Consider the following 13,646-nt stretch of genomic DNA (forward strand, 5'->3'; position numbering starts at 1 on the left):
TCCTCCCCTATGTATTTGTTTTTGTTCCCTCTATCTATTACGTCCAAAGAAAGAAAAGGTTTCGCAAATACGGAAAAAAATCACAATCGGCCTAAATCGCCGCTTGTTTCATGGTAAGATGAGAGGGAATAGATGGTTAGCAAAGAAAGGACGTTGCAGCATGTGGTTGTGGCTTCAAAAGCTGATGAAATTTTTTCAGGGCGAAGAAGAGCATGAAGAGACAGTGGAAGGGCGTCCAGCGGCAAGTCCCCCTGCAAGCCCCGCACCCCGTCAGCCCCAGGCGAAGACAAAAAGCATTTACCCGAAAGAACGGGTGAATAATCGCAATATAGACGATGTGCGTCCGCGCAGGGAGCGCCAGTTTCGCTTTCCTGTCGTGCCGGACGACTATTTGGAGAACAGGCGAAAAGAAAGAAGGAACCAGCAGGCAGCAGACGACGCCGTGCGCGCCCAGTCGGCTGCGCGCGAGCGGGGAGCGAGTGCGCGGGACACGCTTCGTCCGCGCGATGAACAGGTGCCGGAAAAGCAGGCGGAGACATTCGCAGACAGAAAGCCGGCTGTCTCTGCCGAGCACAAGCGCGACAGCCATCGTTGGCAGCCAGCCAGACAGACGGAAAGCGCGCAGCGCACTTCGCTGACGCCGCAGGAAAAGAAGGCGTACCGCCCGTCGGAGATCGTCTCGCCTGTTTACGGCAAGATCACCCCGTCTACACGCGAGGCGGAGCACCGCATCCACACAACAGGGGGAGTGGTGTATCCGCGACTGGAGCAGGAAGAGCATCTGCAGCAGATCAAGCAGTGGGAACAGGAAATTAGCGAGCGGTATTTTCCTGAGCAGAAAACGGTGGCGCAGGATAGGGAGACTGACGGAAATGCCAGCGGCGGCAAATCCGTCATTGAGATGGATGGAAAAGCGGAGAGCGGCAACGGGCAGGCGGATCGTACCGCCCGGTCGTTTGAGCGGCAAGCGGACGTGGTGGCGGAAGCCGAAGCGCAAGCGGCCGCTGCGGCAGTTGTGGAATCAGAGCAAGATGCGTTGGACAAGCCTGCGGTGCAGTTCCGGGAGTTGGGGGGCGCAGAGCAGGAGCGTGTCCGCCTGCGGCAAGAAGCGGAGTCGCTTGCGGTTGGGGAGACAGGAGTTGTGGAAGGAGAAAGTCGTGTCTTCGTGCAGGATAGGGCTGTTACGGAAAAGCTGTATGGGCGCGCAGAGCGCGTAGAGGTAGAAGAAGTGAAAACGGGTGAAGCCGTGTCAGCCAAGGGTGAGGAACCAGCGCTTCAAGGTGGCAGTGTGGCAGGCGCAACAAGTGGAGCGAGGGCCGCGGCTGATTTTGGCAGCGCGAGTCAGCAGTGTGGCGAAGTAGTGGGTGGTTTGGAAAATGGGGCCGAGTTGCTGGAAGGAGAAGCAATGGCAGCGGCCGGAGTGATAGGTGTGACGGGAGCCGCGGCAACTGGTGGAGCGATGGAGGCAGTGGGAGCAGTGGAAACTGCTGGAGCTGCGGAGACTGCTGGAGCAGTCGGGACAGTTGGCGCAGCGGAAACTGCTGGAGCTGCCGGAACAGTTGGCGCAACGGGAACTGCTGGTGCAACAGAAACAGTTGGCGCAGCGGACGACGTTGGCGAACCGGAAACAACCGGGGCAGCGCAAATAGCCAGATCGACCGAAACGGTTGGAGCATCCGAAATAACGGAAGCAGTTGAAGCAGCGGCAGAAACAGCGAAAGAACCCGAAGCAACTGTGGAAATGGTCCCTGAGCTGCACGAAGCGGAAGCAAGTGGGGAGACTTCCCCTCTCATAGCACCCGAGTCCCCGCTGGGGGCACGCCGAGAAGCGGCACTCCCATCGCGGCCAGAGCAGCAAGCAGAGCAACCAAACGATTCGGAGCGACCAACCTATCCGGAGCAACCGAGCCAAACCGCAACACAGCAAATGCTGGTCGCAGCGCTTGGCGACGTTGTGCGCACTGGGATCGAGGAAGGCATAACGGCTGCCTACAAGCGCATTCAGGAAGGCGAAGCCGCCCAACCTGCTGTTCCGTCCGGCGGCAGCGACACGGTCCGGCCAATCAACAGCGACAATGTGCCCGTTTCCGCTGAAGAAGAAAAGCAGGCGCCAGCCTACACATACGACGTCAATCGCCTGCTGGCGCGGGCCATGCCGGATGCCGAGGTGGAAGCTTCTGCTGCGGCGCAGGCGGCGAGTTCGGTTTCCGAGGCTGCTGCCCCAGACGCTTTGCAGGCACAGATCGCAAGGCCGTTACCGCCAGTGACCGAACTGCCAAGCGCCGGGCAAAAAGATGAGGGCACAGCGCAGCCAGCGCCTGGATTGGTGACGCCAAGTGCGCCAGGTACAGCAAGTACTCCAAGCGCCCCAGGTGCGGCAACCACCCCATCCCCCGGCCCTCACTCTCAGCCGCAGCCACCAGCCGCAGCGGATAGCCAGGAGCCGCCGTATTGCCTGCCGACGCTTGCGCTGCTCAATCCGAGCCCGCCGATAAGCGATGACGACGATGAGCATACGCAACTGCAAAAGCTGCTTTTGGAAGAGACTTTATCCAACTTCAACGTCAGCGCGAGCGTCGTCGGCATCGTCAAAGGCCCGTCTGTCACGCGCTTCGAGCTGCAGCCGGCCCCAGGGGTGAAGGTGAACAAAATTACCAGTCTGATCGACGACATCAAGCTGAATCTGGCAGCCAAGGACATTCGCATCGAGGCGCCGATTCCAGGCCGCAACGCCATCGGGATCGAGGTGCCGAACTTGGCGAGCCGGCCCGTGCTGATCGAGAAAATCATCGGCTCGGAAAAATTTCAGCAGCATCCATCGCCATTGGCCGTGGCGCTTGGCATGGACATCGGCGGCGAGCCGATTATTGCCGATATCAAAAAAATGCCGCACGGCCTGATCGCAGGCTCGACCGGATCGGGGAAAAGCGTCTGCATCAACTCGATCATTGTCAGCCTGCTGTACAAGGCGACGCCGGAGCAAGTCAGACTGCTGTTGATCGACCCGAAAATGGTCGAGCTGGCACCGTACAACCATTTGCCGCATCTCGTGACGCCTGTGGTGACGGAGGCCAAGCAGGCGACAGCGGCGCTGAAATGGGCCGTCGAGGAAATGGAAAAGCGCTACGCTTTGTTCGTCGACGCAGGTGTGCGGGATATTGACCGCTACAACCAGACGACAGACGACCAGTTGCCGTATATCGTCATCATCATCGACGAGTTGGCAGACCTGATGATGGTTTCTCCGCAAGACGTGGAGGACTGCATCATCCGGATCGCGCAAAAGGCACGCGCCTGCGGCATTCACTTGTTGCTCGCGACCCAGCGCCCGTCCGTGGACGTCATCACGGGCAATATCAAGGCAAACGTGCCGACGCGCCTGGCGTTTGCCGTATTCTCCCAGGTCGACTCGCGCACGATTCTCGACCAGTCCGGGGCAGAACGATTGCTGGGCAGAGGGGACATGCTGTTTCTGGAGAGCGGCACGACGCCTGTGCGCTTGCAGGGCAACTTTGTTTCCGACGACGAGATCGAAAGAATTACGCAGACGATCAAGAAGCAGCGAAAGCCGGCGTACCTTTTCAGCAAGGAAGACCTGGAGCAGCAGGTGCAATCCTACGATGTGGGCGACGATCCGCTGTACATGGAGGCGCTCCTGTTTGTGGCGGAACAAGGCCAGGCTTCGGCATCGGGACTGCAGCGCCGCTTCCGGGTCGGCTACAACCGCGCAGCGCGCCTGATCGAAATGATGGAGGCAGACGGCTACGTCGCCGGACAGAGCGGAGGCAAGGCGCGGGCGGTGCTCATCACGCGCGAGGACGCGCAAGCAGTGGTGGACGGCTCGACTTTGCTGTAAAGAAGAAAGGTCAAGGAAGCAAAAAAGCTTGCCCAGGGCGGCAAGCTTTTTTGTCCATAAGTTTAAGAATGGATAAGATTCTGATCCAGCTCATCCAGTATAAGGCCAACTTGGCTGGACCCACGGCTTGGGGCAGCCAAGTTTTCCAATAGCCGGATCGTATTTTACCGTTAGGATGGAACTTCGTACTTTTCTTCTTTCGTTTGTACGAATGAAGGGATTGTAAAAAGATATAGCATCCCTAAAAGCAGCATTGCTCCGCCAACGACGCCAAAGAGCATTTCAATGCGAAGCATAGACGGGAAAGTCCAAGCAATAAAGGCCAGAGACAGTGACTGAAACAAACTCGATACGGGGTCAAGAATCCCCCGAAATCTTCCCATCATGTTCGGATTCACCATTTGCGGTATCCATCCATAAAAAGAAATGTTAATAAACGCCACAGCAACGGAAAAGAAAAAGTGAAAAATCAAGAATAGAACAATCGTAGGGGACAAGCCTGCGAGGATGACGAAGATTCCCGAGAAAATCAGGCTGAAAGTCAATACCATGTACAGTTTGATTCTCTTCGTAACTTTGGGGCTTAGCGCACTTCCCAGCAAGATGCCGATTCCGAAAACGATCGTTTCGATTACGGACATTTCCTCGTAGAAATGGGGAGACAGTTTGTATTTTATGATAAAAATAGGAATGATTCCTATTCCTCCATTGACTACTCCCAGTATGGCAGAACCAAGCGTTAGCAGCAGCAACACCCGATCGTAAACAATGTATTTTACCCCCTCAATAAAATCCGTGAACAGTGCTTTAATTGTATGTAGTCCTTTCCAATCGGTGCTCCCGTTCGGTTTCCGAACAGATAGCTCGATTTTGCACGAATAAATGAGCATGGCTGAAATCAACAAGCAGATGAAGTCCAGCAAAAATGCACCTTGGACTCCCAAATTCCAATAGACTACCGCGCCGATCCCACTCCCGAAAAGCAAAAATACACTTCCGAGCATAGAGTTTAATCCAGCGGCAAGGGGATATTCTTCTTTTGATAGTACGCCTTGAATGATTGCACTTTGGGCGGGAGGAAAAAATTTCCCTACAGCACTTCGGAGAAAAATGGCTAAAAAAATGAAGGCAAGCGAATCGTACCAAATGCAAATCATTAGACATACAGTGAGAAATGCGCGAATCAGATCGCAATGGACCGCTATTTTCTGACGGTCAAAGCGATCCGCAAAAACGCCGATAAACAGAAAAACGACCAATGCGGGTGCGGCATGCATCATGTCTTTCATGGTAGTGTAGTACGGTTGTTGGCTAAATTTATCAAGCAAATAAAATGTGATCGCCATAATCCCGATGACATTTCCCAGTTGCGAAGTAAATTCTGCGAGAAAAAGTTTCAAATAGTTTGCGTTTCTGAAAAGGTGGAAGACGTTATTTGGACCCATCCATATCGAATCCCTTCAGCATTGTCCGTTTGTATCCCGACACCTATTGATTTTATTTTCGTTATTTTCGAAAAAACGTTTTCAATCGTGTGGTATAGTTATCGGATTCTATTAAGAAAATATTTACAATTATGTTTATTGTTAGCTCTTCACCATTAAACGTGCTTGATCTTCCTCTAGCGTAGTTTTTCACTTTTTTATATGGCTGGTTTACACTCCAGCCGAATTCGAATCTTGAACCGCTCGATGTTGCGATACCCATAGGCTCGTCGCTTGATGACTTTCACTTTGTTGTGTGTCCCTTCAATCGGAGCATTTGTAACTCGAAACGAAAAATAATTCTGAACCGACTGTCGCCATTGAACGATTGTTTTTGCAATCGAACGGACGGCAGAGGTGGGAGATGTGAGGTGCTCGGTTATCCATTGTTGGAGTGCTTCTTTTCCCGACTCTTCTGTCTGAGCTGCATATACCGTTCTCATGTGCTGAAGAGCGTTGTAAGGCGTTCCAAATGGGGATCTTGAGCGAACCAGGCTTTCAATTCCTCCTGTTCCTCAGGTTTCAGTTTATCAGGAGATGTGTGGAGCAGACGTTGTTCATGTCTACCCCGGCGATGAGTTCCCCGCGAACGGGTACGTTTACGAGCAGCTTCTAACGATTTGGAGAAGAGCTGAATGACGTGGAACTTGTCCGCTACTACCGTGGCATCCTTCCAAACACCGCGAACCGTCTCAGCCATTCCAGGAGCCAAGTCTGTCACAACAACCTGTGGAGGCGTAGCAAAGGGCCAGTTCATGAGAGCCTGACGAACCTGCTCACGTGAACGCCCTTCTGTAACCTGCCAGATATGCCCGCTTTGTGCATCCATGAGGTTGACACCGTACTTGTGTCCTTTTTGGAGAGCAAACTCGTCCAGACAGACCATAGTAGGCGTAAGATGATCTTGGGGCTTAGCGAGAAGCTGAGGAGCCAGTTGGTAATACCACCGTTCCAATGTCGTATAGCAGATTCCGAGTTGTTTGGAAACGCTAAGCAAATCCCTCTTCTGACACAACTCAACGGCCATTTGACGAAACGCAAAAGTAGCCGTTCCTCGATAGGGAATTCCATCCCATTCGAGAGTCCAGGTGATCTGGCAATCGTGGCAACGTTGTCGATATACAGGAACACGTACCCAGACAGTACCCCATGAAGAAATAAAGCGGTGACGAAGAAGACGGTACCCTGGGCGAGCATGATTGGTGCTCTCTTTCAGGCAGAGAGGACACAGATGAGAGGCTGGATTGGGAGTGAGAGTCACTACCCAATCGGTTTCAGTCGTTTTGTCCCAATGGGAAAGTTGAAATGATGGAAGGCCGATTAAGTCTGTGGTAAACTGGTTAGACAACGTAGATTTCCTCCTATCTTGTGATGGTCAGGACAACTTTCACGATAGAGGAACATCTACGTTTTTTCAATGTCTAGCACGGGTTATGGTGATGAATCTTATTGTTTACTAAAACTATCAAAAAAACAACACTTTCCAGCAATTCGAACGTAGAAAATTGCCTCCGTCCGGGAACGATGGCAGTTCATCATAACCAACGGCTGCCGTGTTCATGAAAATACGGTGTCTCTATTGTGGATCAGCTTCATCCCAAAACATAGGAGGGAGCGCGTCGCTTTGGACAGTTCAACGCAGTCCGCGACATGAAGGGGCACGCGTGCCATCCCGCTGTCACGCGGATATCGTGCGGGGGAGCAGGAGGAATATTCAACATTTTCTGTCAAATTCGTTGCCGAAATATTCGGCAGCATATATGCTATAGGATAGATTGTGGCGATAGCTGGAAGGGGACCAAGACAATGAATCCGCTTGCAAAAAAGTATCAGCAAATCGATGACCAGATCGTGTTGTTCAACGAGGAGTATTACTTGAGCGTGGAGAAACTCGACATTTCCTCCCTGACACAAGAAACGAGGGAAGCGTTGTTCAACCACCTCTACGATTTCGACAGCAGCGATATGGAGCTGGAAATCGACGTGTCCGAGGAAGATAAAGGAGTTTGGTACCTGCAATTGCTCGTGCCGCACGTGTTGACGTTGCCCGAAGCGGCGAAAAGGCGCATCGGGCAAGGCGCGGAGCAGCTTGCCCAGCATCTGGCGGGACGGGTGGGAGCACTCGGTCAGGTACGTCTGCAAAACGACGAAATCTACGAATACGTGAAGCGGTACAATCCGGATTTGGAGCGGATCGCCTAGTAAAAAACATCTCTTCTGCCCTGTGCGCAAGCAGGGAGGAGGGATGTTTTTTTGTGCAGATAAGCATGCAACAGCTTCTTAACCAGTAGGCGTACAACGAAGGCTCCGCCAAATGGCTTGGCGCCGGCACGTTTTGCAAGGGAAAGTCAGAAAGTCGGGGTTAGCTTTTCGCGGTCTTGGTCGCCAGCCACGTGCAGGCGGTCTTGTTTGTCGTGGTCGCGATCCACTCGCACGGCTGCCCGTTGACAGGCGTTATCAGCCGGAGTGTGTCGCCTTTGATCCCGCCGTATTTCACCGATGAGCTGGGAGGCGTGCTGGCGTAGACGATTCGCTCGTTCATCGCCACGCTGGGGAGATAGGAAGAGTTGTCAGAGCTGTAGCCGCTCGTCAGACTGATGGGGACAGGCACGTTTTTCATAGAGAGCGTAATTTTGTCTGCGGTTTTGTGGTAGAACATCTTTCCGCTGACCTGGCTGAAGTCTCCGCCGTCTACGGTGAGAAAAAGCGGATAGGAGCCGGAGCCATACAGGGAGATGACATGATTGGAGCCGGAGTAGCGGTTGTTTTCCAAATAAACATGCCCGCAGCGGTTCAAAAACAGGTTTTGCCTGAGCCGCGTATCGAACGAACAGTTGCGGACGGTAATAACTCTCTCGGACGGGACATCCCACGGATCGACGCTGAGCGCGTAGCCGTCAATGACAGCGGCGGTATCGGCTGCCTCAAAGCTGCAACCGTCGAACACGAGGCCGACGTTGTCGTAGTCGACGGAAAGGCCGCTGCCAACCGTCCTGGCCGCTCCTTGCGCGGTCGTGTGCAGGACCCATTTGCAGTGGGCGAACGTCATGTTCCGCATGAAATTGACGCGGTTTTTTTGATCGGCAGCGGTGTAAAAGGTGGAGGCGCTGATCGTGCCCGTCAAACAGCTCAGGCTGAAGCTCGCCATGGAAACGAGCTGGCTCGCCTGCACGACAATCGGCGCGGACGTATGTCCCTCCAGATCAAGCTGCTGCCGACAGTGGACATTGCTCAGGTTCACCAGCATCGGACGGCTGCCGTCGTAGGCTTCGTTCAGTTCGACTTCAAAGCGGTCGCATAGTACATTGGCGGCGTTCAGCCGTTCCAGGCCGCCCGTTACGGTAATGTCCGAGCGGGTGCGCGTCCGGCTGTCGCTGTAAAAATCGCTGATGGAAACCGAGCGGACGTAGCAGTTCGCCTCCCCGGCGAAGTAAAAATGGTCGGCGACCCCGTCCGTGCACCAGATGTTTTGCAGCAGCACGTAGTTGAGATAGCTGCCAGGCCCGTCGCCGCGAATGTAAAAGTCGGCGGAGTGCTCGTAGGCGTACGGGTCTTGCGGCACAGGATTTTCGCGCGCATTGGAGTCGATTTTCAGATTGGACACGACGAACGAATCAGCGTCCCCGCCCGCAGAGGTGATCGAAAACAGCCACCGCCAGTCTGCCGCAGTAGAATTGGCCTTTCGCTTCAAAACGGAAAAAGGACCGGCGCCCTGCATCACCAGGCTTTTGCCTTTTCCTAGTGTGACGGCCAGTTTCGTAGGTTCAATGACGTAGGTCCCGGGCGGTAAATACAACGGAAGTTGCTGCTGGACCGCGGCTGCCAGAGCGGCCGAAAGCGCTTGCGTATCATCGCTCACCCCGTCTCCCCTTGCGCCATACGTCTTCACATCAAGCATCATGCACCCATTCCCTCCATCTCGTCAATTCGACAACACAAGATTGTCTTTCTTTCATTTCATTCAAAAACGAAAAAATGTTGACAACCATTTTGCAAAAAAGGTGACCGTTTGCCCAAGGCGTGTGCAAGTCGTCCTGCGACCTCTTTCATCCTGCTGGCATATTTGTCCTAGAACCTCCGTATGAATAAGCAAAGAGGTGGAAAGTATGTCGATTTTAGTGACAGGCACTGCTGGCTTCATTGGATTTCACGTAGCGAAAAGACTTTTGGAAGGAGGGGAAGTCGTATGGGGGGTGGATAATTGCAACGACTACTACGATCCCCGCTTGAAGGCGAAAAGGCTGGAAATGCTCCACGCGTTCGAACAGTTCCACTTCTATAAAGCAGATATTGCCGATCAGACGACAATGGACGGGTTGTTTCGCAAAATACGACCGGAACGGGTCATCCATCTGGCGGCGCAGGCTGGCGTCCGCTACAGCCTGGAAAATCCGCATGCCTACACAACCTCCAACATCGCGGGCTTCCTGCACATATTGGAAGGCTGCCGACAGACGGGAGTCAAGCATTTGCTCTACGCCTCGTCAAGCTCTGTGTACGGAGGCAACAAAAAGCTGCCTTTCTGCGAGACAGACCCGGTCGATGAGCCGAACAGCCTGTACGCCGCGACGAAAAAAGCGAACGAGCTGATGGCGTACACGTACAGCCACCTGTACGGCATTCCTGCGACAGGACTGCGTTTTTTCACCGTGTACGGACCGTGGGGACGCCCCGATATGGCGCTGTACACATTCACCAGGGCCATCCTGGCGGGAGAGCCTGTCCGCGTGTTCAACCACGGAAAAATGATAAGAGATTTTACGTACATTGACGATGTAGTGGAGGGAATCCACCGGCTCATGGGACGGCAGCCAGAGCCGCAGGACGGCAAGCCGCCGCACCAGGTTTTGAATATCGGGAACCATCAGCCTGTAGAACTGCTACAGTTCCTGGCGATTTTGGAGCAAAAGCTGAACAAACCCGCAAACCGCCACTATATGCCCATCCAGCCGGGCGACGTTCCGGCTACATTTGCCTCCGTTGATGCCCTTTATGCGGAAACAGGCTTCCGCCCCCAGACGCCAATCGAGGTAGGAATTTCCCGCTTTGTCGATTGGTACCTCCACTATTACGGTGACGCCCATGCGTAAAAAAGTAGGAGTCGTAGGACTCGGGTACGTCGGATTGCCTGTTGCGGTCGCATTTGGGGAAAAGCTGCCTGTGATCGGGTACGATGTGGACGCGAGACGAATCGCTGCGTTGCAGACGGGCCGGGACGAGACGGGGGAACATACGGCGGAGGAGCTGGCGCGCACGAGCGTCACTTACACCGATGATCCCGCCAGGCTTGCGGAGTGCGACTTTATTATCGTCACCGTGCCTACGCCAGTCGATGAGGCCAAACGTCCCGATTTGCGCGCGCTGCTCTTCGCCTCGGAAACGGTCGGGAAGCATATGCAGCCTGGGACGATTGTCGTCTATGAATCGACGGTTTACCCTGGCGCGACAGAGGAAGTGTGCGTGCCAGCGCTGGAGCGCTCGTCCGGGAAGCGCGCAGGCGAAGACTTTTTTGTCGGCTATTCTCCCGAGCGGATCAATCCCGGGGACAGGGAGCGCAGGCTCGCCCGGATCGTCAAGGTCGTCTCCGGCCAGGACAGGGCGACTTGCGACGAGATTGCCGACATGTACGCGCTGGTAGTAGAGGCAGGCATTCATAAAGCGTCCTCCATCCAGGTCGCAGAAGCTGCCAAAGTCATCGAAAACACGCAACGCGATCTGAATATCGCCCTGATTAACGAGCTGGCAATCATTTTTGACCGATTGGGCATCGCGACAGCGGACGTGCTGGAAGCGGCCGGAACGAAGTGGAACTTCCTTCGGTTTACGCCAGGGCTGGTCGGCGGCCATTGCATCGGAGTCGATCCGTACTATTTGACCTATAAGGCCGAGAGCGTCGGCTATCATCCGCAGGTCATCCTGGCGGGACGCCGCATTAACGATGGCATGGGAAAATTCGTCGCCACTTCCCTGGTCAAGCAGATGATCTGGCGCCATATCCCGATTCAAGGCTCGCGGGTGACGATTTTGGGGATGACCTTCAAGGAAAATGTCCCGGATATTCGCAACAGCCGGGTCATTGATATCGTCCACGAGCTGCGGGAGTTCGGGGTCGAGGTGCAGGTGACGGACGATCTGGCGGACTCGGCGAAGACGTGGGCGGAGTACGGCATCAGGCTTCGGGATTGGGACGATTTGCAGCCCGCCGACGCACTGGTTCTGGCCGTTCCGCACGCGAAGTACGCGCATCTTGGCTGGGAGGAACTGTCGTCTTTGCTGCACGGAAGGTGCGGCGTGATCGCGGATGTGAAAAGCGTGCTGAATCAAAAAACATGCCCGTCTGACATCGTTGTCTGGCGTTTGTAGAGCCAGCCACGATGAACGAATGCAGACAGCCTGGAGCGATGAATATGAGCTACCGGAAGAGAAGATTCTGGTTAAGCTTATCGGACGCAGGAATTATCAGTATAGCTGTATGGCTGGCCTGCCTGGTTCGATTTGATTTTTCACTTGCGGAAATAGGCGATTATCAGCCGATGTATCTGATAATCGGACATGTACTGTTCGTTTTGGCGGGGATGCACGTGGCCGAGTTGTACCGTCCCGTCTACCGCTACGTCAGCGCAAACGAGCTTGTTTCGATTGTCAAGGCGACGAGCCTGTCTATCCTTGCGCTCAGCTTCGTTTTGAACAACGTGGGACATTGGCTGTTTTTGTCCGTCCGTTTTCCGCTCTCGCTGTTTTTGCTTACGTGGACGTTCGTGCTGGCGGGAATTACGGGCTTGCGCTTCGTCTGGAAGTGGTGGAACGAGGAGCGGGAAAAAAGAAGCCAGGACCGCAGGCGGACACTGATCGTCGGAGCGGGCAGCGCAGGCGTGCTGGTCGCTCGCGAGATGAGGCGGTCGCCTCTGTCCGAGCAGCGGCCGATCGCGTTCGTTGATGACGAGCCGAGCAAGCAAAACTTGCGCGTGTACGGCTTGCCCGTCGTCGGAAAAAGAGAGGACATCCCCCGCATCGTGCAGCGGCAGGCCATTTCGGATATCGTCATCGCCATGCCGTCCGCTTCCCGGCAGACGATCCGCGAAATTTTTGACATTTGCAAAACGACGAAAGCGAGCGTCAAAATTTTGCCGCACGTCTCCGATATTCTCAGCGGCAAAATCAGCATGAACATGATTCGCAACGTCAGGCTGGAGGATTTGCTGGGACGCGAGCCAGTGGAGATCAACCTGGAGGAAATCACCGGCTATTTGCGGCAGCAGGTCGTGCTCGTCACAGGGGCCGGGGGCTCGATCGGCTCGGAGCTATGCCGCCAGATCGCCCGCTTCGGCCCGGCGAAGCTGCTTTTGCTCGGGAATGAGGAAAACGGCATTTTTGAAATCAGCCTGGAACTGGGGCGGCTGTTTCCCGAGCTGCCTACGATCAGCCTGATTGCGGATATTCGCGACCGGCAGCGAATAGCTGCGATCATGAGCGAGTACCGCCCGTCCGTCATTTTTCATGCGGCCGCCCACAAGCACGTGCCGCTGATGGAGCAAAACCCGAGCGAGGCGTTGAAAAACAATGTGTTGGGAACGAAAAATGTCGCGGAGTGCGCGCTGGAAGCGGGAGCGAAGCATTTTATCCTGATCTCGACCGACAAGGCGGTGAATCCGACTTCTATGATGGGCGCCACCAAGCGCATCGCCGAGATGCTGATCCAGGGCTACAACCGTTTCGGGCATACCCGCTTTGCTGCCGTTCGCTTCGGCAACGTGCTCGGGAGCAGAGGCAGCGTCGTCCCGATTTTCCTCGATCAGATTCAGGCGGGCGGTCCGGTGACGATCACCCATCCGGACATGGAACGGTTTTTCATGACGATTCCCGAAGCGGCCCAGCTAGTGATTCAGGCCGGAGCGCTGGCGCACGGCGGAGAGATTTTCGTGCTCGACATGGGCAAGCCCGTCAAGATTGTCGATATGGCGATGGACCTGATCCGCCTGGCAGGTTTGGAGCCGGAAAAAGATATCCCGGTTGTGTACACGGGAATCCGTTCAGGCGAAAAGCTGTATGAAGAACTGTTGACCGCAGAAGAAGGGCTGACCTCTACTTGCCACGACCGAATTTTCATCGGCAAGCCGCTCGACTTTTCCTGGAGCGAGCTGTTGACGGCCATTTCCCGCCTGGAGCAGCTTGCGAAAAAAGGCGGGATGATCGAGGACGCTTCCACGATCATCGAAATATTGCAAGGAATCATTCCTAATTATCAATCTTCCTCCCAGCCGAAAGAAGAGGCAAAGCCCGTGCCGTATTCGGTAGCGACAGGATGA

7 protein-coding genes and 1 pseudogene are annotated in these 13,646 nt (G+C 54.7%); 5 read left to right on the top strand and 3 right to left on the bottom strand.

Going from position 1 to position 13,646, the window contains the following annotated elements; genetic code table 11:
- The first annotated feature begins 160 nt into the window (after nt 1-160).
- Complete coding sequence (locus tag M655_RS07810; protein WP_026557853.1) at nt 161-3,856, top strand: DNA translocase FtsK; 3,696 nt, start codon at nt 161-163, stop codon at nt 3,854-3,856.
- A gap of 170 nt (nt 3,857-4,026) precedes the next feature.
- Here M655_RS07810 and M655_RS07815 read toward each other — a convergent pair whose 3' ends face one another.
- Together M655_RS07815 and M655_RS28035 are read right to left on the bottom strand one after the other, a co-directional pair.
- On the bottom strand, nt 4,027-5,301 hold the full coding sequence (locus tag M655_RS07815; protein ID WP_026557854.1) for an MFS transporter: 1,275 nt from the start codon (nt 5,299-5,301) through the stop codon (nt 4,027-4,029).
- 197 nt (nt 5,302-5,498) lie between these two features.
- Nucleotides 5,499-6,688, bottom strand: a pseudogene (locus M655_RS28035) (ISL3 family transposase).
- A 458-nt stretch (nt 6,689-7,146) separates the two neighbouring features.
- Here M655_RS28035 and M655_RS07825 point away from each other — a divergent pair.
- Entirely contained in the window at nt 7,147-7,542 is a 396-nt protein-coding gene (locus M655_RS07825) for a hypothetical protein (RefSeq protein WP_005828411.1), read from the top strand.
- 160 nt (nt 7,543-7,702) lie between these two features.
- Here the strand turns inward: M655_RS07825 and M655_RS07830 are convergent, their stop codons facing one another.
- Nucleotides 7,703-9,241 (bottom strand): glycosyl hydrolase family 28-related protein, encoded by a 1,539-nt coding sequence (locus tag M655_RS07830; RefSeq protein ID WP_026557855.1) that lies wholly within the window; start codon nt 9,239-9,241, stop codon nt 7,703-7,705.
- 205 nt (nt 9,242-9,446) lie between these two features.
- On the opposite strand from M655_RS07830, the gene M655_RS07835 reads away from it, so the two are divergent.
- The 3 genes from M655_RS07835 to M655_RS07845 are packed head-to-tail and all read left to right on the top strand — an operon-like array spanning nt 9,447 to nt 13,646.
- Entirely contained in the window at nt 9,447-10,430 is a 984-nt protein-coding gene (locus M655_RS07835; RefSeq protein ID WP_005828415.1) for an NAD-dependent epimerase, read from the top strand.
- On the top strand, nt 10,423-11,703 hold the full coding sequence (locus M655_RS07840; RefSeq protein WP_005828416.1) for a nucleotide sugar dehydrogenase: 1,281 nt from the start codon (nt 10,423-10,425) through the stop codon (nt 11,701-11,703). Before M655_RS07835 ends, M655_RS07840 begins: the two co-directional genes overlap by 8 nt.
- Before the next feature lie 44 nt (nt 11,704-11,747).
- On the top strand, nt 11,748-13,646 hold the full coding sequence (locus M655_RS07845; protein WP_026557856.1) for a polysaccharide biosynthesis protein: 1,899 nt from the start codon (nt 11,748-11,750) through the stop codon (nt 13,644-13,646).

The organism is Brevibacillus sp. NSP2.1 (genome assembly GCF_000470975.2).
In the GTDB taxonomy this organism is placed as follows: domain Bacteria; phylum Bacillota; class Bacilli; order Brevibacillales; family Brevibacillaceae; genus Brevibacillus; species Brevibacillus agri.